Source organism: Massilia eburnea (genome assembly GCF_050709955.1).
Taxonomy (GTDB): Bacteria; Pseudomonadota; Gammaproteobacteria; order Burkholderiales; family Burkholderiaceae_D; genus Rugamonas; species Rugamonas eburnea_A.
Genome location: NZ_JBNZFX010000002.1, coordinates 190670 through 215208 on the forward strand (window position 1 = coordinate 190670; position 24539 = coordinate 215208).

Genomic DNA, 24539 nt, shown 5'->3' on the forward strand with positions numbered 1-24539 from the left:
GTTTGAACTACCATGCCAAGTACTTTGATCAATAAAAGTGGCGACCCTACGTCGCGCTAAAGCTCGATAGCGTAGATTGCAACGCAGCGCCGCAGCTTGTCTTGTGTCCGTCGTAGGCCACCGGAATTCCGTCAATCACATGATCGACATTTCCTTCGACGATTACGCAGACACTGTGGCCCGGCAATGGGCAGATGCATTGGTCGCCAACGCGTGCAACGGGGATTCCGTCGACAGTGAACCATGTCGCACTTACGCTGACGACCTTGCCACCATGCGTGGTGGGATCATTGAGGCGAATAACGTTTGGCATTCTCAAGCATCGCTCGATGGCTGGACGGCATCGCCACCTACTATCGGCATTGGCAAACTGGTTGCGCTCGATTCGTCATAGCGAACCAAACGCCAGACGGTATTGGTGCTGATTTCGGCGTTCGTGCCTTTTATGCGCTCCATAAACGACAGGTCACGCTTGACGCTCGCAGGAGGCATGGCCTCGCCGGATTTGAACAATCGCGTGCTGCCGTGTACGTCGTTCTCAGGACATTGCCAGTAGCCAGTCTGCGGGCAGATTGCGCCGGTACGTACAAACTCGCCTAATGGGAGCACATCACCATTATTCGACTGCGGCGATGACTTACCTCCTGCGCCATTTTCATCATCGGTTGGTCTGAGCCGCAACGAATTCAGAATTCTGTCCCATAGTTCGAGCATTTGCTTATCAGTCATGCTGATCGGTCTAGGGTCAAGACCACCATCAAAGTTACCCGACTGGAGATCAAAGCGAATTTGTGGATGCAAAGCGTCCCGATACAGACCTGGCGCTTCCCACGTAAAGAGATGTGCCTTTTGACCGTGATCATTCGGAGCCTTTAGCAACCATTCCTGGCCGGGATAGTCGCCAATCTTACGATCACCTTCCTTGATATTGCTGATCCCGCCTATCGTCGCGCCCAGCACCCCTAGCCCGCTAAACACGCTTGGCTTGCGCGACAGCAGCGACTCAGGTGGCTTTCCAGTGTTCCGGTTAGTCGCAATATCAAGCACGATATCGGGGCTATTTTTCAAGCGAAAGCGCATGTTAAGGTTTTCGTTCTTACTCGTCCCTTCATCCGCAATCAAGGCCTGCTCAATGCAAAAGCCCTTCTTCGTTGGAGCGTCGTTCTTCATTGCCTGAAGATTTGCCAACATGGCCCTGAAGTCTGCCACCGCTCCTTCCACCTGATCCGAATCAGCTATTGCTCGAACAAGGTATCGCTGTCCGTTGAGCCAGCGATATCCAGCAATATCTACAACTACATCCTGGCTTTTACTCATCCAGTAGCCAAAAAGCCGAGTATTCTCATCGGGCGCAACCTGCTTCACTAGAAGTGGAGCTCCCGATTTGTGCTTTGTATTCCGTAACCGTTTTTCGAATGAATCGACTTCTTGACGGAATGCACCGTGGTCCATCGGTTGACGTTCAATTTTCGCGAAACCATATTCATAGTAGCCCCCGGCATACTCCGCATCTGCTGGCAGGTCGATCAGAAAGCGGCCAACGCAGTGTGTAGTCCAGGTTTTTTTCTCATCAGGGTTCATTGCTTGGTCCTTCAATGCTTTATCTGGTGCGGCATTAGCGGTGCTAAAAACTATGAAAGAGAGCAGCGCCGGTATGGCTAGGACAGTTCGAAAGTGGTACGGGATTCTAAGCATCGGCTGCCTCCTACAAGATTCCGGATTCAAGCGTCAATTTAACGATCGAGTAAAGCGTTAGGCCGGCAGTAAAATCATTGGAGTAACTGCCCTGATGATCATAGCTGGTGTGGCCTTTCTGTTTGCCTTCATGGCGAAATATCTGCTTGACGAAAGCCTTCGGTGCTTGGCCTGACAATTCCGGGACCGTACCGTCCCCAGGCAAGTCTTGCCCTGAGATCTCAAGCTTACATACGTCATCGCCGAACTTTACTTTGACCACGCCGTTTAAGTCGTCATCGACAAGCTCACCAGTAACAAAATTGTTGTACTTTGTGCCCGAAACCCAGCGAACCTCTCCCCAAGCTGCTTGCGCAGGGTCCGCTGCATAGTATGCGTGGCAGTTATTGTGATATTGGCCTTTTATCTCAGTATGAAAATCTCTCGCGACAGTTAACGTCTGAGTGTACGTGGCGAAGTCTGGATCCCCAACACGTGCATTCTCGCTTGCGGAGGAATTCTGCGAGTCCTTCTCGCTCCTCCCTACTGACGGATTTATTAATTCCTTTTTTACCAAGCGCCACCAATCAGCCTTGTTTAAATAGACGGTATCGTATGGATCGCCTTCGCCAAGGAACGATGTAACTTCATCGTCGCCGGCCTTGCCCTTGCTGTAATGCGCTCGTAACCAATGCTGAGCTCCGCTAGGCAGTTTCGCTTGGTACTCAGCGGTCGGCAGCAATTCCATCGGGCCAGGCGCCTGAGTCAAGACCGCTGTGGCTTCGGCAGCGTTTCGCCCAAGAAGAACTTGCTCAACTCCTTCGAAGCCAGCACGCATACGCTTGTATGTTGCCGGGGCGCCGATTGCGGGCATCACACCGTGGACTACGCCCAAAACCTTGTCGCTCTTTCCCTGCAATTGCGTACATGCGCGTGCCACCAATCCGCCCATTGAGTGGGTAACCAGGATGACTTTTTCACAGTCCTTGTTCAGGGTGTTCTTGTAGAAGTCAGTGATCGCGTCGATCTTGTCCACCAGGCGCTGAACCGAAACATTGTTCGACTGCAGCCAGTTATAGCCGACGGCGTGGACCGGATAGGCTGCATTGGCAAATCGTTTCAGATCGTCGGCAGTGATTTCCTCGAACGACTTTTCAGCGCCAAACTGATGAAGCTTTTGCTGTTCCAGCACCAGCTGCACCCAGGCGTCGTCAGGCGTGCCATCTGTCTTCAAGATGTCATGCAAACGCTCCTGCAAAGTGTTCAAGATTTGCCCATAGCTATCGCGGTGGAGCTCGCCCCATCCGAATAGCCGTGCCAACTTTTCAGGATCTAGTTCTGGCGCACCTCTCAACTGCTTCTCGACCTTGCGGGTCAGGCTGACGGAGCCCTCGCCGTCAACCTCGACACGATCCGGATGCAGCACTTTCTTCCTGGCCACCGCATCTTTGCCCAGGTACTGAATAATCTGGACCAGGCCCGCCAGCTTGCCATTCGGTGGGCGCCAGGCGTAGCCCTTGCCATCTTTCACGCGCAGGTTCGTCCCCATGATCCCCGGGATGAAAACGATCGGGATAATCTGCTTCGGATAAAGCTTGACCAGTGCGCGCACCGGGAAGCCTTCCGGCGATAGAACCGACTTTGCACGCACGACGTCGCCGTCTTGCTGGGCGCGAACCTCTCGGATAGGTGTGTTGTCTGTCATTTCTCGATCTTCTCGTCAGGCGTCTGCGTCATCGCGAATTTCAATATCGGCGATGAGCATCTCTTGTTCTTTACTGAGCTCGGTCTCGCCTTTGGCATTGGTCTTCCCGCTGATGACATTGCCGTTGTTCAGCTTGATGACATACGACGCGCCTTTTACCGGGGCATTGCTGCCGATGTAGCGTACGATGAATTTCTCATCCGACTGGACTTTGCTCTTCGGCAGATCCAATGCCTGCGGACTGGCATCACCGGCGCCGCTATGCGCGAACGTGGCCGACTTGACCGTGTAAGCGCCGCTTAGCTGGTGGGTGATCGCGCCACCGCCGTAATTCGTCTGGGCGCCTTGGCTCACGATGCGGACTTTCGGCGCCTGGATGACGATTTCATCGGAGGCGGACAGCACGATGCGTTTCGCGGATGTGAGCTCGATGTCGTCCTGGTGCGTCTGCATATCGATCTTGCCTTCTGCGGCAACCAGCTTCATGCCCAGCTTGTGCGCGAACAGGCTCACGCTTTGCGCCGCGCGCATCAGCAAGCTGCGCCCCGCCGACAACTGCGTATGGCCAACGCTGACGACATCCACATGCGTCTGTGCGCCGATGACGATATTGTCGGAGCTGCCCAGGATCGCTCCGGCCGGTGCATTCACCGCGACGATCGGCTGACCGCCAGCCGGGTTGCCTTTACCGCCGTCGGTATTGCTGCCTTTTTCCCATTGCTTCAGATGGCCGATCAACTGCGACAAGGGCTTGCCATCGCCATCTTCTGCATGATGGGTGCCGGCCAGTTCGGCGAGCTGTTTTTGGATGCTTTGCAGGGCATCCGCCAGGCCGGTCAATCCATCGCGTTCCAACTGGCGTCCGGCCGCACGCAGGTGCGCATCGGCGCTGATGTAGACGCCCTGGGCGCCTTTGATTGCCACGGCATGGTCGCTACGCAGCTCCGCACCTTCACCGCGCGGGCTGCCTTTCCCGTCGAAGCGAGGAGCGGTCAGGTAACCGAGATTCAGCTCACTATGCCCATGTTCGCTTGCCAGTTGGGCGCTGATCTCTCCGGGCGTGTCGTCCACGCGCAACTGGTTGTAGCGTGAGCCCTGGACTTCCTTGCTCTTGATGCCAGACAGGTAGCGATTGCCTGGCAAGCCGCCGGCGTGGCTGAAGGTTGGCGGCGGCGTCGTGCCGCCGTGCACGCGGCCCGTAATGATCGGCTTGTCCGGGTCACCGCCCAGGAAGGTGACGATGCATTCGTCGCCGGCTCGCGGCAATGAAATCGCGCCCCATTGGCGGCTGGCCCAGGTACCGGCGATGCGTACCCACGCCGAGTCGCGCTCACTGTCGGAAGCGCCGGCGCCATTGGGGTGGTCTTCCGGCCGGCAGGCCGGGAAGCGGATTTTTACCCGTCCAAGGTCATCGCAATGGACTTCCTCTCCCGGTGGCCCGACCACGATCACGCTTTGCGCTTCGGTACGCGGCAGGTCGATGCGGGGATCGTAGGCCGGCACGATGGCAATGCCACGCCGCACGCAGCTGAAATGATTGGTGTAGCGCACGCCGCGTTCTTCGCTGGCTTGCTCCAATGCGGAGCCCTGGCCGCCACCGCTCCAGCGATTCAAGGCGAACAGGCGGCGTGCCTTGTCGTTCAAGGCTTTGGGCAGGTTATTCTCGGCATCGACATGCAGTTCGGTGACCACGAACTCACGTTCTTCCGGCGGATGGGAATCGATCGCGGCATGTCCGCTCACCGCGATCCATTGGCCAATGCAAAGGTCGCGCACACCGCTCTCGCCGCGATAGCATTTCGATTCGTACTCGTGGCGAAGCATCCGTAGTGTGCCGAGGTCGCGATAGTCCGAGCTGCTGTCGCCGGCATGTGGCACATCAACCAGGTAGTCTTCCAGGGTTGCCGCAAGTTGGTTACCCCATTCACCCTGATCATTGCGGCCGGTTTCGTCGCTGCCCGTCATCTGGGCGTTGGCATAGTCCCAGCTTTGACGGCTAGTCTTGCCTGGATTCAGGGTGCGCACGGCGTGCCAGGCTGTGATGCTGTCGCGCGCTTCGGTGCCATCGTCGCGATGATAACGGACCGTTCCGGCGGCGTTCTGCTGCAGCGCCGTTACGTCGTCGAACAGCATCAACGTATGCGCCGGCACACTGTCGTCGTTACTCTCGCTTGATTTGCCGGGACGAACGAACCATGCGATGCCGCGGCGCTTCCACAAGCGGCGCAGGAACTGGGCATCCGACTCGTTGTACTGCATTGTGAATTCACGCGGGGGATAGCTGCGCAACTGGCCGACGTCGAACTCAAAGGCGCGCGCCATCATTGGCGTGCGCTGGCACCATTCACTCAAGATCGTTTGGGTGATGTCGACTTCGCTGGCGTTGCGGAAGACGCGCGTGTTGGTGCGCAGTTCCATGATTGCCAGGGCGTCGCGGATGACCAGCTGGTATGTCGCCAGGCCGCCATCGCTTTGCCCTTCGATGGCCTCGGCGACAATGCCGCACACGGAGCGTAAGTCTCCGGTGTCGGTCACGAACTGCACTTCTGCAGGCACTGCGATGAACTGCTTGGTCGGCAAGCCGGCGCTCTTCGATACGCACAACAGGCGGTAATCAATGCCGCCACAGATGGTTTCCGTTCCGCTGACGTGCTTCACCAGCAGGAGGTCGTCCTGCGCGTCGGACAGGCGCAGGCGGATCGGCCGGTTGGTGCCCGCCAGAGTTCCGATTGGCAGCAGTCCTGCCAGCGAGTCAGACATGCCATTCATTTTCATGGTGCATAGTCCTTGCAGTTGCCCGGCGCAAGCGATAGCGCGCAAGAATACAAAAATAGCAACAGATTATAAATGGACTAATGTTGTGCCAATGCGCAACGTTCAATCGTGCGCGCCAACTTTTAAAACGCTAGCAATCGCTTCCTGCGTGGAGCAAAAGGACGCAAAACCTTGCCAAAAGGCGAAGTTATGGGAAGGTAAACATGAAGGTGAAAGTGGTGCGGCTGGCGGGGATCGAACCCACGACCCTCGGCTTCGGAGGCCGATACTCTATCCACTGAGCTACAGCCGCAGGTGATACTGAAGAGACACGAAGGATAGCCGGAAATCCATTCCATAGCTAGGGGTTTCCGACTATAATCGCAGGTTTGACGAGGGCCCGGCATGAAAAATGCCAAATAGATAACCCTCCAACAGCTTCGAAAAACTGTCCTAAGGAAATCATGAGCCACGAATCCGCTATCAGAACGCCTAAGCAGCTGGTCGCTGCCGTTGTAGGTTTCTTCGCTGTTACCATCATTGGCATCGTTTTGCTGGTGCAGTTTGTGACCCAGGAAAAACTGACTGGCGCGGGTTCGGAAAGCCAAAGTGCGGAAGCTATTGCTGCTCGTCTGAAGCCTGTTTCGGATAACGGTTTTACCCTGAAGGACGTGAACGCTCCTAAAGTACTGCAGGCCGGCGAAGCGGTTTATACCGCTACCTGCGCGGCTTGCCATAGCTCCGGTGCTGCTGGTGCTCCTAAGGTCGGCGATAACGGCGCCTGGGGTGCTCGTATTGCCCAGGGTTACGACACTGTTGTGAAGCACGCTATCGACGGCCTGCGCGCGATGCCTGCCAAGGGCGGCAACCCGGACCTGGATGATGTGGAAGTGGCGCGCGCTGTTGTGTTCATGGCGAATAAGTCTGGTGGCAAGTTCAAGGAGCCTGAGGTGAAGCAGGCTGCTCCGGCTGCTGAGGCGCCGGCTGCGGAGCCTAAGGGCTGATCTTTCCCCCGTATATAAAAAAAAACCGCTCGATTTGGAGCGGTTTTTTTTTGCCTTTTTGAACCGGTAAACCGGGGTCTGACCCAAGGGTCAGACCCTGTCTGCACAGCAGTAAAAGATGTTGGTTCTAGGCCGTTGAACTTTTTCGAAGATCAACGGCCTAGAACCCAAGCGGCGGCTTTAAGACCGTTGGGGGGTCAGGCACTTGTGCCTGACCCCGCTTTACCGGTTTTACCAGATGATCACGCGCTCTTTCGGTGCGAGGTACATCTTGTCGCCCTTCTTCAACCCGAACGCGTCGTAGAATCCTGGCTGGTTGCGCAGGGTGCCGTTGGCGCGGAATTCTTCGGGCGAGTGCGGGTCGGTGGTGACCTGGCGGATCAGCGCTGCTTCACGCGACTTGGCGCGCCATGCCTGCGCCCAGCCTTGGTAGAAGCGCTGCTCGCCATTGAAGCCGTCAATCACCGGCGCCGGCTTGCCGCCCAGCGACAGCTTGTAAGCCTTGTACGCAATCGCCAGGCCGGAGTTGTCGGCGATGTTCTCACCCAGCGTCAGCTCGCCATTGACCTTGTAGCCTTTGACCGGGCTGAAGGCGCCATACTGCTTGACCAGCATCTGCGTCTTGGCCTTGAAGTTGGCGTGATCGCGCTTGGTCCACCAGTCGCGCAGGTTGCCGTCGCCGTCGTACTGCGCGCCCTGGTCGTCAAAGCCGTGCGAGATCTCGTGGCCGATCACGGCGCCGATTGCGCCGTAGTTGACCGCGTCGTCCGCGTTGGCGTCGAAGAATGGTGGCTGCAGGATGGCGGCCGGGAATACGATCTCGTTCAGCTCCGGGTTGTAGTAGGCGTTGACGGTCTGCGGCGTCATGCCCCATTCGTCTCGGTCGATCGGCTTGCCCAGCTTGTCCAGTTCCTTCTGTACCGCAAACTGAGTGGCGCGAGTCACGTTGCCAACCAGGTCGTTGCGATCGATGGTCAGCGCGCCGTAGTCGCGCCATTTGTTCGGGTAGCCGATTTTCGGCGTGAACTTGGCCAGCTTGGTTTGCGCTTCCTTCTTGGTTTTGGCGCTCATCCAAGGGAGCTTGTCGATGCTGTCCCTGTAGGCTGCCAGCAGGTTCTTCACCAGTTCTTCCATGCGCGCTTTATTCGCCGCCGGGAAGTGCTGCTCGACGTAGACCTTGCCGATGCTTTCGCCCAGCGCGTCCTCGGTAGCGGAGACGCCGCGTTTCCAGCGTGGGCGCATTTCAGTGGCGCCGCCCAGTTGCTTGCCGTAGAACTCAAAGTTGGTTTCGACGAAAGCCTGGTACAGGTATGGCGCGTTGTGGCGGATCACGTTCCAGGCGAAGTATGGCTTGAGGGTCTCGAGCGGGGTTTCGGCCAGCAGTTTGTCCAGCGCTTTCAGGTAGCTTGGCTGGCTGACGATCACGTAGTCGACTTTGCCGGCGATGCCCAGGCCATTCAGGTAGGCGTTCCAGTCATAGCCCGGCATCAGTTCGCCCAGCTTGGCGACCGGTACCTTGTTGTAGGCTTTGACCGGGTCGCGCAGGTCGACCTTGGACCAGTGCAGTTGTGCGATCCTGGTTTCGAAGGCGACGATGGCCTTGGCGTTCGCGGCGGCATTGGCGTCGCCGGCCAGCGCCAGCATTTTTTCGACGGTGGCCTGATACTTGGCCAGCGTCTCGGCCATCTTGGCGTCGTCTTTTTTCAGGTAGTAGTCGCGGTCTGGCATACCGAGGCCGGACTGCACGAAGTCGACCACGTATTTGGTGGAGTCCTTGTTGTCCTGGTGGATGCCGAGGTCCATCGGCGCCGCGAAGTTGCGGCGGTTGTGGTACGCGAACAGGGCTGGCAATTGCTTCTTGTCGCTCAGGGCGGCGATGCGGGCCAGCTCGGGCTGGATTGGCGCGACGCCCAGTTGTTCGAGGCGCGCTTCATCCATGAAGGCGGCGTAGAAGTCGCCGATGCGCTTCTTGTCGGCAGTGTCGGCGTTTTGCGCGGAGTCTTCGATGATCGTGCGCAGTTGCGGCTGGATGTCTTCGAACAGTTTTTCGAATACGCCCCAGCTCGACATTTCGGCTGGGATTTCGGTTGTGGCGAGCCACTTGCCGTTCAGGTGCTTGAAGAAGTCGTCTTGCGCGCGGACGGCGGGGTCGACGTATTGCAGTTCGATGCCGGATTTGTCTGCTGCGCTGGCGACGGTGGCCAGCAGCGCGGCGGCAGCGGCGGCGATCAGGTTTTTTTTCATTGTGGGGAACTTTCTCAGAACCGGTGAACCGGTGTCAGACCCGCAGGGTCTGACACCGATATGCGGCGGCCGCTGGCCGGTTTTTACCAGATGATCGCGCGATCTTTCGGCGCCAGGTACAGCTTGTCGCCGTCCTTCAGGCCGAACGCTTCGTAGAAGCCGGGCTGGTTACGCAGGGTGCCGTTAGTGCGGAACGGGCCTGGCGAGTGCGGGTCGGCCTTGATGCGCGAGATCAGCGCCGCATCGCGGTACTTGGTGCGCCATACCTGGGCCCAGCCCATGTAGAAGCGCTGGTCGCCGCTGAAGCCGTCGATCACCGGCGCCTTCTTGCCCTTCAGCGACAGCTTGTATGCCTTGTAGGCTACGGCCAGGCCGGAGTTGTCGCCGATGTTTTCGCCCAGGGTCAGCTCGCCATTGACCTTGTAGCCTGGCAGCGCTTCGAATTCGCCGTATTGCTTGACCAGGATGCCGGTGCGCTCCTTGAAGCGCTTGCCGTCTTCCTCGGTCCACCAGTTGCGCAGGTTGCCGTCGCCGTCGAACTGCGAACCCTGGTCGTCGAAACCGTGCGAGATTTCGTGGCCGATCACGGCGCCGATGCCGCCGTAGTTGACCGCGTCGTCAGCCTTCATGTCGAAGAATGGCGGCTGCAGGATGGCGGCCGGGAACACGATCTCGTTCATCTCCGGGTTGTAGTAAGCATTGATCTGCTGCGGTGGCATCAGCCATTCGTCGCGATCAATCGCCTTGCCCAGCTTGTTGATATTGCGTTCGTGTTCGAACTGGCTGGAGCGGATCACGTTGCCGACCAGGTCGTCGCGCTTGATTTCCAGCGCGCTGTAGTCGCGCCACTTGTTCGGGTAGCCGATCTTGGTGGTGAACTTGGCCAGCTTGGCGTGGGCTTCCTTGCGGGTCGCAGGGCCCATCCACTCCAGGGTGTCGATGCTCTGGTTGAACGCTTGCAGCAGGTTCTTCACCAGTTTTTCCATGCGGGCCTTGGCTTCCGGCGGGAAGTGCTTGGCCACGTACAGCTTGCCGACCGCTTCGCCCATCGAGCTTTCGGTCAGGGACACGGCGCGCTTCCAGCGTGGGCGCAGTTCGGTGGCGCCGCTCAGGGTGGTGCCGTAGAACGAGAAGTTCTCGTCAACGAAGGCCTTGGACAGCTCTGGCGAAAGGGTCGCCAGCAAGCGGTAGTCCATATAGGCCTTCCAGTCTTCCATCGACACTTCGGCGATCACCTTGTCCAGCGCCTGCAGGTAGGTCGGCTGGCTGACGATCACGTCTTTCAACTTGCCTTTGATGTGCACGCCTTCGAACCAGGTGTCGAAGTCGAAGCCTGGCATCAGCTCTTTCAGCTTGGCGATCTCGTATTTGTTGTAAGCCTTGACCGGGTCGCGCAGCTCGACCTTGGTCCACTGGATCTCGGCGATGCGGGTTTCAACGTTGACCACGGCTTTTGCGGTAACGGCGGCGTTCTTGTCGCCGGCCAGCGCCATCATCTTGGCCACGTGGGTTTCGAACTTGGCCAGGGTGTCGGCCAGCTTGGCGTCGTCTTTCTTCAGGTAGTAGTCGCGGTCAGGCATCGACAGGCCGGACTGGGACAGGTCGGCCACGTAGCGGGTCGAGTCCTTGTTGTCCTGGTGGATGCCGACGTCGAACGGGCTGCTCACGCCCATGCGCGAGAAGTGCGCGAACTGGGCGGCCAGCTGCTTCTTGTCGTTCAGGGCGGCGATGCGGGCGCGCTCGCCGGCCAGCGGGGTGATGCCCAGTTGTTCGGCGCGGGCTTCGTCCATCATGGCGGCGTACATGTCGCCTACGCGCTTGGCGTCGGCGTTGCCGCCTTTGGCAGCGGCTTCCTCGATCAGGGTGCGCAGTTGCGCCTGGACCGTATCGGACAGTTGCACAAAGGTGCCCCAGGTGGAACGCTCGGCCGGGATCTCGGTGTTCTTCAGCCAGGTGCCGTTCTGGTGCTGGTAGAAGTCGTCCTGGGCACGGACAGCTTTGTCCATGTTGGGAGCTTCGATGCCGGACTTTTGTGCAGGCTTGCCGGCCGCGATAGCGGCATTGGCAGCGAAGAGGCCGATGATGACGGCGCTCAGGATCTTGCGTTTCAAGGTTACCCTCCTAGGTAGATGTGACGGTATCGCGCGACTCTAGCACGCCAGGATGAAACGTTAAAAGAAAAGCCACGCTGTAGCGTGGCTTTTTAGCAAAACGATGCTTACCAGATGATGATCCGGTCTTCCGGCTTGACGTACATCTTGTCGCCTTCCTTGACGCCGAAGGCTTCGTAGAAGGCTGGCTGGTTGACCACCGTGCCGTTGGCGCGGAAGCGGCCGGCGGAGTGCGGGTCGGTCTTGATCTGCACAATCGCCTGCTGCTCGCGCATCTTGGTGCGCCATACCTGGCCGAAGCCCATGAACACGCGCTGTTCGCCGGTCAGGCCTTCGATCACGGGCGAGGTCTTGCCGCCCAGGGAGATTTTGTACGCCTTGTAGGCAATCGCCAGGCCCGAGTTGTCGGCGATGTTCTCGCCCAGGGTCAGCTTGCCATTGATGTTATAGCCAGGCACCGGCTCGTAAGAGCCGTACTGCTTGACCATGGCGTCCGCCTTCACCTTGAAGGCTGCGCGGTCTTCGGCGGTCCACCAGTCGCGCAGGTTGCCGTCGCCGTCGTACTGCGAGCCGGAGTCGTCGAAGCCGTGCGAGATTTCGTGACCGATCACCGCGCCGATGGCGCCGTAGTTCACCGCATCGTCAGCCTTCATGTCGAAGAACGGCGGCTGCAGGATGGCGGCCGGGAACACGATCTCGTTGGCGGTAGGACGATAGTAGGCATTGATCGCCTGCGGAGTCATGCCCCATTCTTCCTTGTCGATCGGCTTGCCCAGCTTTTCCAGGTTGCGGTTGTAGGCGAATTCGGATGCGCGGCCCATATTGCCGATCAGGTCACCTTCCTTGAACTGCAGCTTGCTGTAGTCGCGCCATTTGTTCGGGTAGCCGATTTTCGGGGTGAACTTGGCCAGCTTTTCCTGCGCCTGTTTCTTGGTCTCAGGGCTCATCCAGTCGATGCTGTCGATGCTCTGCTTGTAGGCCACCAGCAGGTTCTTCACCAGTTCTTCCATGCGCGCCTTGCGCTCAGCCGGGAAGTATTTGGCCACGTACAGCTTGCCCATGCCTTCGCCGATCGCGCCTTCCACCACGCCCACGCCGCGCTTCCAGCGTGGCTGCTGTTCGGTCACGCCGGTCAGCACGGTGCCGTAGAAGGCGAAGTTAGCCTGGTCGAAGTCCTTCGACAAGTAAGGCGACGCGTCGCGCAGCAGCTGCCATTCGAAGTAGGCCTTCCAGGTTTCCAGCGGGGTGCTTTCAACCAGCTTGGCAAACTCGGTCATGTAGCTTGGCTGGGCCACGATCACGCTGTCGGTCTTGGCGGCAATGCCGGTGGCGCCCAGGGCAGCATTCCAGTCGTAGCCTGGCGCGCTTTCAGCCAGCTTGCTGATTTCCATCTTGTTGTAGCGCTTGACCGGGTCGCGGTTCTCGACGCGGGACCACTGCACCTTGGCCAGTTCGGTTTCCAGTGCGACGATAGCCTTGGCTTTTTCGGCGCCGTCCTTGTTACCGGCCAGGCCGAGGACTTTGGCGACGTGCAGCTCGTACTTGGCCAGCGCATCCGCCATCTTGGCGTCGTCTTTCTTCAGGTAGTACTCGCGGTCAGGCAAGCCCAGGCCGGACTGGCCCATGTGTGCGGCGTACTGGGTCGAGTTGCGCGCATCCTGGCTGACGAACACGCCGTATGGCGCCGGCACGCCGGTCTTGTTGAAGTGGGCAATCAGGGATGGAATGCCCTTCTTGTCTTTCAGGCCGCGAACCTTGGACAGTTCGCCGGCCAACGGCTTGGCGCCCAGCTTTTCCAGCTTGGCTTCGTTCATGTACGAGGCGTACAGCGCGGCGATCTTGGCGTCGTCGCCTTTCAGGTTTTTCTGGCCCTGCAGGCCCTGGATCAGGTCACGCAGCTGGAACAGGGTGTCGTCGCGCAGCTTGGCGAACGAGCCCCAGCTCGATTTGTCGGCTGGGATCTCGGTGCTGCGCAGCCATTCGCCGTTCAGGTGCTGGAAGAAATCGTCCTGGGCACGCACGCTCTTGTCGATGTACCGCGTGTCGATGCCGGAAGTCGGGGCCGACGTGTGATCGTGGCCTTCATGGCCGCCTGCATGGGCGAATGCCGCCATCAGGCTCAGGGTGATGGTGCTCAGGATATGTCGTTTCACTCTCTTTGTCCCTTTAGAATTTGGATTCAAGTCGAACACTCCACTGGGTGTATGTGGGGTTCAGCGTGGCTGCCTGTGCGGCGAGCCCATTTGCGTTGACCAGGTTGTACCCGGTTGCATCATCCGCCAGCAGGTTGTTAGCGCTGATTCGGATTTGCGTGCGGCTGTCGAAACGCCACAGCGCATACATGTCCAGCACGCGTTTGCGGCTGGTTTCCACCACTTGCTTGTCGCTGGTCCGGGTGCGGATGGCCGGCGTCCAGTTGTAGCTTGTGCCAAGCGTGAGGGGAATATCTTTCAGGCGGTAGTCCAGGCCCAGGTTGGCCGTCTGCTTCGCTTGCTGGTCAAGGCGGTTGTCCGGACCAGGAATGCCGTCAACCTTGGACCAGAAGTGGCTGTAGTTGCTACGAAAATCGATCTGCGGCGCATTCTCCATCAGCTCGGACAGCGCAAACTTGGCTTCCAGTTCGATGCCGCTGGTGCGGGCGTGGCCGATATTGGCCGGCGAAGAAACCCAGCGCTGGCCAAGTTCGGTTTGCTGCAGCGTGAGTTCGCGGCGAATCAGGTTGTCGATATTGCGCACGAAACCGCTGACGCTGATGATGCCGCTGCGGCCCAGGTAGTGTTCATACGCCAGATCGAGGCCGGTGGCCAGTTCCGGCTTCAGGTTGGGGTTGCCGGTGCGGTCAGGGCTGGTGGCGCTGTTCAGGCGAGACAGGGATGGTACGGCGATCAGGTCCTGCACATTGGGCGATTTATAGCTCTTGGTCAGGCTGGCACGCACCTGGTCTTTTTCGTAGCCGGGAATTTTCCATACCGCGTGCAGCAACGGGCTGAACACCTTGCTGGTGTTGCTGACGGTGCCGCTGCTGCGGTCGGACGTGGTGCGGATGCCTTCCCAGCGCGCGCCGACATAAGCCGACCATTGCGGTGTGATGTCCCATTCATCCTGCGCGAACAAGGCGGCGCGGCGCGTGTCGGCGCTCAGGTTATCGCCGGAGTCGGCGAATTGCGCATTGCCGTTCTTGTCCAGCGAGACGCGAACCTGCTCGCGCTGGCTGGCTTCCAGATCCCAGCCGGCCGCCAGCAAATGGCCGGCGCCGATCGGCGAGGTGTACTTGCCGCCGGTATTCAGGCTCTTGTCGCGCGTGTTGTCAGTATCGGTGAAGCGATCGAGCAGCGTGCCCTGCGTATCGTACTGGTAGCGCAGCGAATCGCTGTCACGCTTGCCAAGGCCGAAGCCGAACTTCACATCAAGCTTGCTGGCACCCTGCAGGCGATGCACCCAGTTGCCGAAGCCGCGCAGGAAAGTGACGTCGCCGTCATTGGTTTGCTGCGCCAGGTTGTACTCGGGAGGCTGGCTGCCGACCGGCTGCGAGAGATTGGTCTCCGATGCACTGCGCGACTTCTGGTGCATCAGGAAGGTCTGGAAGTTTAGCGTGTCGCCGTTTTCGAACTTGTAGGAAAAGCGCGGCGTCAGGTGCAGGCCCTTGTTGCTGCCGCTGCTCTCGCTGTCGAGGAACTGCTCCTTGGCCAGGTCGCCGTCGGCTTCGATGTCCGTATTGTGGGTGCTGCTGCTGTCGTGCTGGCGGTTGTAATTGAGCGAGGCCGACAGGGTGTAGGCCAGCGCGCCGGACTTGCCCGGCACGGTCACCGACAGTTCGGGCGAATGGCGGCCTTGCTCGATGCGGTCGGAAGCCTTCACCTGGATGTCGCGCATCTGGTAGCCGTCGCGCAGCACGATGTTGATGGTGCCGGCGATGGCGCGGGTGCTGTGTTCCGCCACCGGGCCGCGCATCACTTCAATGCGTTCGACCTGGTCGGGCGACAGCGATTCCATCGAGAAGCCGGCCGGCGGGCGCTCGCCGTTCACCAGCACCTGGGTATAGCCGCTGCCCAGGCCGCGCATGCGCACTTCGCCGCCCCGGCCGGCGCGGCCGCCAAGCGTGATGCCCGGCAGGCGTTTCAGCACGTCGCCGATATTGCTGTCGCCATTGCGGTCCAGTTCTTCACGGCCGAAAACCTGCTTGCCCGCCGTGGAGTTGCGGCGCTCGGTCATATCGTCCTGGCGGCCGCCGCTGATGGTGACCTGCGGGATGACTTTGTCGGCGGGTTTGACTGGTTCCTGCTGGGCGGCGGCGCCGGAGGCCGCGCCCAGGGTGACCAGGGCGAAAGGGATCAGCTTCTTCATGAATGAACAATGTTGCACGCGGCAGGCCGGTTGGCGCCGCGCTGGCATTGTAATCCCCACCCCGGCGGCTGGCACAGGGCCTCCGCCAATGTTACTTAAAGATACTTACATGCCGCGGCTGCCGCCGCCCGCACCGGGGCCGCCCATGCCACCGCCCGCTCCGCCGCGCCCGCCATGGCCGCCGCGATGGCCGCCCTCCTCGCTGGCCGGGCGTTCACGGCCCCCGCCGGGCCCCTCTTCCATGCGGATCAGTTGATCGACCAGAAACTTTGCCGCGGCCTGGCGCTGGCCGTCATCCAGCGCATCGTTAATGCCCAGCCACCACTCGCGCAACTGGCGGTCTTCAGCTACCGTGGCAGCCTGCTCGGCTTCCAGCCCCGCCTGCAGCTCGCGCAATTCGACGCTCTGGGCCTGCAAACCCTGCTTGGTGGCTTCCTGCAGGCGCTCGCGGCGGGCCTTGCGCTCACGCAACAGTGCCTTGCTCTGGCTCTCGACCTTGGCCCACAGGGTCTGCTGGTTGGCGTTCAGGTTGAGGGACTTGCGGAATTCGGAGGCCATGGGCACCAGGTCTTCGGCGCGCATGTCCATAACCGGCACCGCAAAGGCCGGGGCGACAGCCATGGCCAATACCAGCCAGGCGGCACGGGCAGTGCGTATCAGTTTCATACTCTTGCTCCGGAAAAAAAGATGCCTGCGGGGGTCCCGCAGGCATAAACCACTTTAGGGTAGAGAGAAATAGCGAAACCAGTGTAGGGCTGGCCCGCCGGTGGCTCTGTTTTTCTTACAAATACTTACTCCGGTAAACACATTGGCAAACACCTACAAAGTTATGAATTTATCGTGGCTTTCCACGGTATTTATTCCATGCTGGCAGCTACGATTGCTGGAAATCAGGTTTATACTGAAATCCAATGGCGGACGAGTTAACCGCTGTATTTGGAACAGGTGATACATGGGCAAGAAACTCAAGAACGCTGGCCTGATCGGCCTTGGCGTAGTCGCGGGGGTAGCGGTATCCCTGCAGTTTTCCGCAATGGCTCAAAAGCAGGTCGACCCGGCCCTGCCGCTGGAAGAGCTCAAGCAGCTCGCCGATGTGTACGGCCTGATCAAATCCGACTACGTCGAATCTGTGGAAGACAAAAAGCTGCTGACCGAAGCCATCGCCGGCATGGTCGCTTCGCTTGACCCGCACTCCGCCTACCTGGACAAGAAGGCCTATGCTGAGCTGCGTGAAGGCTCGCAGGGCAAGTTCGTCGGCCTCGGCATCGAGATCGCCCAGGGCGACGAAGGCTATATCAAGATCGTGGCCCCGATCGAGGATTCCCCAGCCTACCGCGCCGGCATCAAGCCGGGCGACATGATCACCCGCCTGGATACCACCTCGCTGAAAGGCCTGAGCCTGGATGAGTCGGTCAAGAAGATGCGCGGCGAGCCGGGCAGCAAAGTGATGCTGACCATCATGCGCAAGGATGAGCCGCAACCGCTGGAATTCACCCTGAACCGCGAAGAAATCCACCAGAAAAGCGTGAAGGCCAAGATGGTCTCGCCCGGCTATGCCTGGGTGCGCATCTCGCAATTCCAGGAACCGACAGTGGATGACCTGGCGGCCAAGATCACCGAGCTGTACCGCCAGGACCCGCACCTGAAAGGCCTGGTGCTGGACTTGCGCAACGACCCGGGCGGCGTGCTGCAAGGCGCAATCGGCGTGGCGGCAGCCTTCCTGCCAAAGGACACCCCGATCGTCTCGACCAACGGCCAGTTGCCTGATTCCAAACAGATTTTCTACGGCCGCGCCGAGTACTATTCGCTGCGCGGCGATGGCGACCCGCTGGCCAAGCTGCCGGAAGCGGTCAAGCACATCCCGATGGCCGTGCTGGTGAATACCGGCTCCGCCTCGGCCTCCGAAATCGTGGCCGGCGCCCTGCAGGATTACAAGCGCGCCACCATCATCGGTTCGCAAACCTTCGGCAAGGGCTCGGTGCAAACCATTCGCCAGCTGACCGCCGATACCGCCGTCAAGCTGACTACCGCGCGCTATTACACGCCGCATGGCCGCTCGATCCAGGCCAAGGGCATTTCCCCTGACCTGGCGGTGGACGAGAACGAAGATGGCGACGGCCTGAACAGCCTGCGCATGCGCGAGGCCGACCTGGCCAAGCACCTCACCAACGACCGCGAGCAGGAAGCCGGCAAGGCCCAGCGCGATGAACTGGAAGAGCAGATGCGCATCCTGGCTGCCGAGAAGAAGCGCAAGCCGCTGGAATACGGCAGCGGGGAAGACTTCCAGCTCAAGCAGGCGCTGAACCACCTGCAAGGCGTTCCGGTGCAGTTGGCCAAGGCCGAATCCAAGCTGGTCAAGCTGGACCCGCCACCCAGGAAATAAAGCTAGCAAAGATTAAGGCGGCGCCCCCTGGGGCGCCGTTTTGCGTTGCAGATGCGGTAAAATCGGCCATCTTACCGGTCGCCTGACCCATTCTAAGAAAGAAATATTGATCATGAAACAAGCCGTCATCAGCGGAACCGGCCTCTTTACCCCAGCGAACTCGATCAGCAATGAAGAGCTGGTCACCGCCTTCAACGCCTACGTCGAACTGTTCAACGCGGAAAACGCCACCGCCATCGCGGCTGGCACCGTGACCGCGCTGGAGCCATCCAGCGCCGGCTTCATTGAAAAGGCATCCGGCATCAAATCGCGCTACGTGATGGAAAAGACCGGCATCCTGGACCCGAAACGCATGACCCCGCGCATTGCAGAGCGCAGCAACGACGAGCTGTCGCTGCAGGCTGAAATCTGCGTGGCCGCCGCGCGCCAGGCGCTGGACCGCGCCGGCCGCACCCCGGCCGACATCGACATGGTGCTGGTGGCTTGCTCCAATATGCAGCGCGCATATCCTGCGATGGCAGTGGAAGTGCAGCAGGCCTTCGGCATTGACGGCTTCGGCTTCGACATGAACGTGGCGTGTTCCTCGGCCACCTTCGGCATCCAGACCGCCGTCGGCGCGGTGCAGAGCGGCCAGGCCCGCGCGGTGCTGATCCTCAATCCTGAGATCACCTCCGGCCACCTCGACTACCGCGACCGCGACAGCCACTTCATCTTCGGCGACGCGTGCACCGCGATCATTGTGGAATCCAAAGAAGGCGCCGTGTCGAAGCACCAGTGGGACATTCTGGACACCAAGCTGAAGACCAGCTTCTCCAACAACATCCGCAACAACTTCGGCTTCATGAACCGCTTCGACGAAGCCGGCATCGGCGCGCCGGACAAGCTGTTCAAACAGCAAGGCCGCAAAGTGTTCAAGGACGTGTGCCCGATGGCAGCGCAAATGATCAAGGATTCGATCGACCGCGCCGGCCTGAAGGTCGAGCAGATGAGCCGCTTCTGGCTGCACCAGGCCAACCTGAGCATGAACCAGCTGATCTCCCGCACCATCCTCGGCCGCGATGCCGAGCCGATGGAAGCGCCGGTGATCCTGGACACTTATGCCAACACCTCGTCGGCCGGTTCCATCATCGCCTTCCACAAGCACCAGGACGACCTGCCGTCCGGCGCCTACGGCGTGATCTGCAGCTTCGGCGCCGGCTACTCCATCGGCTCCGTCGTCGTCCGTAAAGCCTAAATGTCCACCTTGGGGTCAGGAACGAAAGTGGACATTGTCCACTTTCGTTCCTGACCCCGAAGTGGACATTTCTCATATGCAGCTATACTCCTTGCGAAAGGAGGCCCTGCATGCCCCATGACGTCAGCCTGATTACCACTATCGCCGCGGCCCTTGGCTTCGGTCTTGTCTTCGGCTTTATCGCCGTCCGCCTTAAACTCCCCGCCCTCGTCGGCTATCTCGCAGCCGGCATCCTGATTGGCCCTGCTACCCCTGGATTCGTCGCTGACAGCGCAATTGCCGGCCAGTTGGCTGAAATCGGCGTGATGCTGATGATGTTCGGCGTCGGCCTGCATTTCTCGCTGGATGACCTGTGGGAAGTGCGCAAGGTGGCCTTGCCCGGTGCCATCCTGCAGATCGCGGCAGCGACCGGCATGGGCATGGCGCTGGCGCATTGGTGGGGCTGGAGCCTGGGCGGCGGCCTGGTGTTCGGCCTGGCGCTGTCGGTGGCCAGTACTGTGGTGCTGCTGCGGGCGCTGGAGGAGCGTGGCGCGCTGGACTCCTTCAATGGCCGCATTGCCGTCGGCTGGCTGGTGGTCGAGGACCTGGTGACCGTCCTGGTGCTGGTGCTGTTGCCTGCGCTGGCGGGCGCTTTCGGCGGTGATGCGGCCGCCGGCGCTCACGGCCATGGCGTGGCCGAAGGCAGTATCCTCAAGGCACTGGCCGTCACACTGGGCCAGGTGGCACTGTTCGTCGGCTTCATGCTGCTGGTGGGCCGCAAGCTGTTCCCCTGGATCCTGTGGCAAGTGGCACGCACCAATTCGCGCGAGCTGTTCACCCTGTGCGTGATCGCGGCCGCAGTCGGCATTGCATATGCCGCGACCGTACTGTTCGGCATTTCGTTTGCGCTGGGCGCCTTCTTCGCCGGCATGGTGCTGCGCGAGTCGGAACTGAGCCATCGCGCTGCGCATGAATCGCTGCCGCTGCGCGATGCATTCGCGGTGCTGTTCTTCGTTTCGGTCGGCATGCTGTTCGAGCCGATGATCCTGGTCGAACAGCCGCTGCGCGTGCTGGCGGTGGTGGCCATCATCCTGTTCGGCAAATCGATTGCTGCGTTCGCGCTGGTTGTATTGCTGCGCTACCCGGCCAACACGGCGCTGATGGTGTCGGCCAGCCTGGCGCAGATCGGCGAGTTTTCCTTCATCCTGGCCGCGCTTGGCATCTCGCTTGGCCTGTTGCCGCATGAGGGCCAGAGCCTGATCCTGGCAGGCGCGATCCTGTCGATTGCACTCAATCCGCTGATGTTCATGCTGGCTGCACCGCTGGAACGCATGATGGGCAAGAACAAGGCGCTGGCGGCGCAATATGCCCGCAGCGCCGACCCGTTGGCGGAGTTGCCGATGACGACGGCACAGTCCAAGCTGGAAGGCCAGGTGGTGCTGGTGGGTTATGGCCGCGTGGGGCGCAATATTGCGGAGGCGCTAACGGCGCAGGGAATCAATTACGTGGTGGCGGAGCAGAATCGCGAACTGGTCGACCAGTTGCGCCAGCAAGGCATCGCCGCTGTGGCGGGCAATGCCGGCGAGCCGGCGGTGCTGATCCAGGCCCATATCCACAAGGCGCGCATGCTGGTGGTGGCAACGCCGGATACTTTCCACGTGCGCGCCATGATTGAAACGGCGCGTGCGCTGAATCCGGGTATCAAGATCGCAGTGCGCTCGCACAGCGAGGAGGAAGCGGCCCTGCTGCGCAGCGAGCGCGCCGGCATCATCTTCATCGGCGAGCAGGAGCTGGCCAAATCGATGGCGGCGCACGTCGCCAAGGAGATCGCTTAACGCGGCGAAATGTCCACTTCGGGGTCAGGAACCGAAGTGGACATTTTTACAGGCGCGAGGCCAGCTCAGCGCCTTCCTTGATGGCGCGCTTGGCGTCGAGTTCGGCTGCCAGGGCGGCGCCGCCGATCTTGTGGAAGCGCGGGGTGCCCGCTGCGGCGGCCTCGCCTTCCGGCGGCATCAGTTCGGTCAGGCTTTCCTGGCCGGCGCAAATAATCACGTTGTCCACTGCCAGCAGGCGTTCTTCTTCGCCCACCTGGACGTGCAGGCCATGATCGTCAATCAGCTTGTACTGCACGCCGGGAATCATCACCACGCCATTGCGCGCCAGCACCGCGCGGTGCACCCAGCCCGAAGTCTTACCCAGGCCGGCACCCAGCTTGCTGGTTTTGCGCTGTAACAGGTAAAGCTGGCGCACTGGTTCCGCTGCCTTGGCCGGCACCAGGCCGCCGCCAGTATTGGCGTGCAGGTCGACGCCCCATTCAGCCGTCCAGTGTTCCTTCGCAACCGGCAAGGAATGCTCCGGATTGTGCAGCAGGTATTCGCCGACGTCGAAGCCGATGCCGCCCGCGCCAATGATCGCCACCCGTTTGCCGACTGGCTTCTTGTCGCGCAGCACATCGAGGTAGGACAGCACTTTCGGATGGTCGATGCCGTCGATCTTCGGCATGCGCACGCGGATGCCGGTGGCGACGATCACGTCGTCATAGCCGCCCGCGAGCAGTTCTTCGCGCGTGACGCGGTGGTTCAGCTGCAGCTTGACGCCGGTCAGCTCGATCTTGCGTCCAAAGTAGCGCAGGGTTTCGTTGAATTCTTCCTTGCCCGGGATCTGCTTGGCGATATTGAACTGTCCGCCAATGCGGTCGCTGGAGTCGAACAGGGTCACGTCGTGGCCGCATTCGGCCGCCACCGTGGCAGCCGACAGGCCGGCTGGACCCGCGCCCACCACCGCCACCTTGCGGCGGGCCACAGCGGGCTTGTACACCAGCTCCGTCTCGTGGCAGGCGCGCGGGTTCACCAGGCAGCTGGCGCGCTTGTTCTGGAAGGTGTGATCCAGGCAGGCCTGGTTGCATCCGATGCAAGTATTGATTTCGTCGGCGCGGCCGGCGGCCGCCTTGTTGACGAACTCGGCGTCAGCCAGGAAGGGGCGCGCCATCGACACCATGTCGGCATCGCCGCGCAGGATGATGTCTTCCGCCTCCGCCGGCATATTGATACGGTTCGAGGCCACCACCGGAATGGTCACTTCCTTGCGCAGGCGGCCCGCCACTTCGGCAAAGGCGGCGCGCGGCACCGAGGTGACGATGGTCGGCACACGCGCTTCGTGCCAGCCGATGCCGGTGTTCAGGATGGTGGCGCCAGCGTGCTGCAAGGCCTTGGCAACAGACACCACCTCTTCCCAGGTATTGCCGCCGTCCACCAGGTCCAGCAGGGAATGGCGGTACATGATGATGAATTCGCGGCCCACAGCCTCACGCATGCGGCGCACGATTTCCACCGGCAGGCGCATGCGGTTCTCGATGCTGCCGCCCCAGCGGTCGGTGCGCAGGTTGGTGCGGGCGCACAGGAACTGGTTCAGGAGGTAGCCTTCGCTGCCCATCACCTCGACGCCGTCGTAGCCGGCCTTTTGCGCCAGCTTGGCGGCGCGCACGTAGGCCTTGATGGTCGATTCGATGCCGCCTTCCGTCAGCGCCTTCGGCTTGAAGGGTGAGATCGGCGATTTCTTTGCGGAGGCCGACACGGCGAACGGCTGGTAACCATAGCGCCCCGCATGCAGGATCTGCATCAGGATCTTGCCGCCTTCTTCATGCACCGCATTGGTCAGCTTGCGGTGGTTGAACACGTCGCCGATGAAATTCATCGTGCCGCCGAACGGCAGCAGCCAGCCCTGGCGATTCGGCGAGATGCCACCGGTCACGATCATGCCCACGCCGCCCTTGGCGCGCTCACGGTAGAAGGCGGCCAGCTTGTCATAATTGAAGAAGCGGTCCTCCAGGCCGGTGTGCATGGAACCCATGATCACGCGGTTGCGCAAGGTGGTGAAACCCAGGTCGAGGGGCGAAAGAAGATGAGGGAAATTCGTGGTCATAGGCGGAAGGCGGGAGTTCTGTGCGGCGTCTAACGATGGAAGCGCGCGGCGCTTGTATTCTGCCACCAGTTACCTTACGCTGGTAGCATGAAGCGACTGTTATTAGTACTGTTCCTCGGTTTTACCGCGCCCGCCTTCGGTGCGGGACAGGCGGCCCGTTTGGAAGTTCCGAAGCTGGAAGTGTCCGTCAACCGGGTGAAGACAGACGCGCAACAACTCTATGAAGTGAGCGCCAGCGGCACCGTTCATGCATCCCTGCCAACTGTCTGGCGCACCCTTACCACCTATGACCGCATGGAGGAATTCGTGCCCGACATGGCGTCGTGCCGGGTGCTTTCACGGAATGGCAATGAAGTCATCATTGAGCAATTTGGTACGGCCCGCTTCCTGTTCATGTCGCGCTCCATCCACCTTGTCGTGCGTGCCACGGAGCAGCCGATGTCGTCGATCGACATCGCACTGGTTTCGGGGGACATGAAACATTACGAGGCACGCTGGGAATTGATTCCCATTCCGGAAACCGGCGGCACCCGCGTGGTCTACACCGGGCGCCTGATGCCGAACTTCTACGTGCCGGGCCTGTTGGGCACCAATATCATCCGCGGCGATATCGAACGCATGATGAATGCGGTGCTGGCCCACCTGGAGCGCCAGCCGGCGCTGCCGAAACAGTCCGAGCTGGCGCGTGGACTGGGCGGAGTGCCCAGCGTTCCTTAAGCGCTGCGGCTTAGGCCGTGTAGTGGTCGCGGTCGCGCACTTCCGCAAAATTCTCCAGGCTGCCGATACGGATCACCACCGCGTTCGTGGTGGATGCCGTCTGCATGGAGCGCCAGGCGAATTGCCATTCTTTCTCCATCGCATCTTCACGCGTCTTGGTGAAGGCGGCGCCCAAGGCGGCACGGCCGCCGTATTCGATGGCGCCGTCGATACCGGCCCAATTCGGCAACGTGCGCTGCACGGCGCGGTGGATGCGCTCACCGAATTCCTCGGTGTTGTGGATCACCAGGCAGCTATCGGCGCCGAAATGGTCGAACAGGTCGCGGTTCCAGGCTTGCGAGAAGCTCAGGGTCAGGAAGCTGCCCACAGGGCGCAGCACGAACTGGCCGTCCTTCAGGGCTAGTTCAAGTTCGCTGCGCGGGCCGTAGCGATGCAGCGTAGGTGGGCGTTTGTAATCGTGCATGATGAT

16 protein-coding genes and 1 tRNA gene are annotated in these 24539 nt (G+C 60.5%); 5 read left to right on the forward strand and 12 right to left on the reverse strand.

Translation table 11 applies throughout. The annotated features are described in order from the left end of the window. Positions 1–46 precede the first annotated feature (46 nt). The 5 genes from ACQ4MM_RS02285 to ACQ4MM_RS02305 all read right to left on the reverse strand — a co-directional run bounded on the left by ACQ4MM_RS02285 (position 47) and on the right by ACQ4MM_RS02305 (position 6446). Positions 47–313: a PAAR domain-containing protein gene (locus ACQ4MM_RS02285; RefSeq protein WP_431475844.1), complete on the reverse strand. Its 267-nt coding sequence runs from the start codon at positions 311–313 to the stop codon at positions 47–49. A 2-nt stretch (positions 314–315) separates the two neighbouring features. Further along, a complete protein-coding gene (locus ACQ4MM_RS02290; RefSeq protein WP_431475845.1) occupies positions 316–1695 on the reverse strand; it encodes a T6SS immunity protein Tli4 family protein in 1380 nt (459 codons plus the stop codon). 10 nt (positions 1696–1705) lie between these two features. Beyond that, positions 1706–3379 carry a lipase family alpha/beta hydrolase gene (locus ACQ4MM_RS02295; protein ID WP_431475846.1) on the reverse strand — a complete coding sequence of 558 codons (1674 nt, stop codon included), beginning with the start codon at positions 3377–3379 and terminating at the stop codon, positions 1706–1708. A 15-nt stretch (positions 3380–3394) separates the two neighbouring features. After that, a complete protein-coding gene (locus ACQ4MM_RS02300; RefSeq protein WP_431475847.1) occupies positions 3395–6139 on the reverse strand; it encodes a type VI secretion system Vgr family protein in 2745 nt (914 codons plus the stop codon). Between the two features lie 231 nt (positions 6140–6370). Next, positions 6371–6446 (reverse strand) — tRNA-Arg (locus tag ACQ4MM_RS02305). 151 nt (positions 6447–6597) lie between these two features. Here ACQ4MM_RS02305 and ACQ4MM_RS02310 point away from each other — a divergent pair. Further along, positions 6598–7137: a c-type cytochrome gene (locus tag ACQ4MM_RS02310; RefSeq protein WP_431475848.1), complete on the forward strand. Its 540-nt coding sequence runs from the start codon at positions 6598–6600 to the stop codon at positions 7135–7137. A 231-nt stretch (positions 7138–7368) separates the two neighbouring features. Here ACQ4MM_RS02310 and ACQ4MM_RS02315 read toward each other — a convergent pair whose 3' ends face one another. The 5 genes from ACQ4MM_RS02315 to ACQ4MM_RS02335 form a co-directional block, all read right to left on the reverse strand. Beyond that, a complete protein-coding gene (locus ACQ4MM_RS02315) occupies positions 7369–9381 on the reverse strand; it encodes a M13 family metallopeptidase (RefSeq protein ID WP_431475849.1) in 2013 nt (670 codons plus the stop codon). Positions 9382–9464: 83 nt separating this feature from the next. Continuing rightward, complete coding sequence (locus ACQ4MM_RS02320; RefSeq protein WP_431475850.1) at positions 9465–11492, reverse strand: M13 family metallopeptidase; 2028 nt, start codon at positions 11490–11492, stop codon at positions 9465–9467. 107 nt (positions 11493–11599) lie between these two features. Further along, a complete protein-coding gene (locus ACQ4MM_RS02325; RefSeq protein WP_431475995.1) occupies positions 11600–13606 on the reverse strand; it encodes a M13 family metallopeptidase in 2007 nt (668 codons plus the stop codon). A gap of 52 nt (positions 13607–13658) precedes the next feature. Continuing rightward, positions 13659–15836: a TonB-dependent receptor plug domain-containing protein gene (locus ACQ4MM_RS02330; RefSeq protein ID WP_431475851.1), complete on the reverse strand. Its 2178-nt coding sequence runs from the start codon at positions 15834–15836 to the stop codon at positions 13659–13661. A 105-nt stretch (positions 15837–15941) separates the two neighbouring features. Continuing rightward, positions 15942–16502: a hypothetical protein gene (locus ACQ4MM_RS02335; protein ID WP_431475852.1), complete on the reverse strand. Its 561-nt coding sequence runs from the start codon at positions 16500–16502 to the stop codon at positions 15942–15944. 286 nt (positions 16503–16788) lie between these two features. Between ACQ4MM_RS02335 and ACQ4MM_RS02340 the strand changes: the two genes are divergently transcribed. The 3 genes from ACQ4MM_RS02340 (at position 16789) to ybaL (ending at position 21267) form a co-directional block, all read left to right on the forward strand. Further along, positions 16789–18219, forward strand: coding sequence for a S41 family peptidase (locus tag ACQ4MM_RS02340; protein WP_431475853.1), 1431 nt, complete (start codon positions 16789–16791; stop codon positions 18217–18219). A 112-nt stretch (positions 18220–18331) separates the two neighbouring features. Next, positions 18332–19453, forward strand: a complete 1122-nt coding sequence (locus tag ACQ4MM_RS02345) for a beta-ketoacyl-ACP synthase III (protein WP_431475854.1) — start codon at positions 18332–18334, stop codon at positions 19451–19453. Between the two features lie 110 nt (positions 19454–19563). Further along, entirely contained in the window at positions 19564–21267 is a 1704-nt protein-coding gene (gene ybaL, locus ACQ4MM_RS02350) for a YbaL family putative K(+) efflux transporter (protein WP_431475855.1), read from the forward strand. Positions 21268–21313: 46 nt separating this feature from the next. On the opposite strand, the gene ACQ4MM_RS02355 is transcribed toward ybaL, so the two are convergent. After that, complete coding sequence (locus ACQ4MM_RS02355) at positions 21314–23353, reverse strand: FAD-dependent oxidoreductase (RefSeq protein ID WP_431475856.1); 2040 nt, start codon at positions 23351–23353, stop codon at positions 21314–21316. An 87-nt stretch (positions 23354–23440) separates the two neighbouring features. On the opposite strand from ACQ4MM_RS02355, the gene ACQ4MM_RS02360 reads away from it, so the two are divergent. After that, complete coding sequence (locus ACQ4MM_RS02360; RefSeq protein ID WP_431475857.1) at positions 23441–24070, forward strand: SRPBCC family protein; 630 nt, start codon at positions 23441–23443, stop codon at positions 24068–24070. Between the two features lie 10 nt (positions 24071–24080). Here ACQ4MM_RS02360 and ACQ4MM_RS02365 read toward each other — a convergent pair whose 3' ends face one another. Next, a complete protein-coding gene (locus ACQ4MM_RS02365; RefSeq protein ID WP_431475858.1) occupies positions 24081–24533 on the reverse strand; it encodes a hypothetical protein in 453 nt (150 codons plus the stop codon). Positions 24534–24539 lie beyond the last annotated feature (6 nt).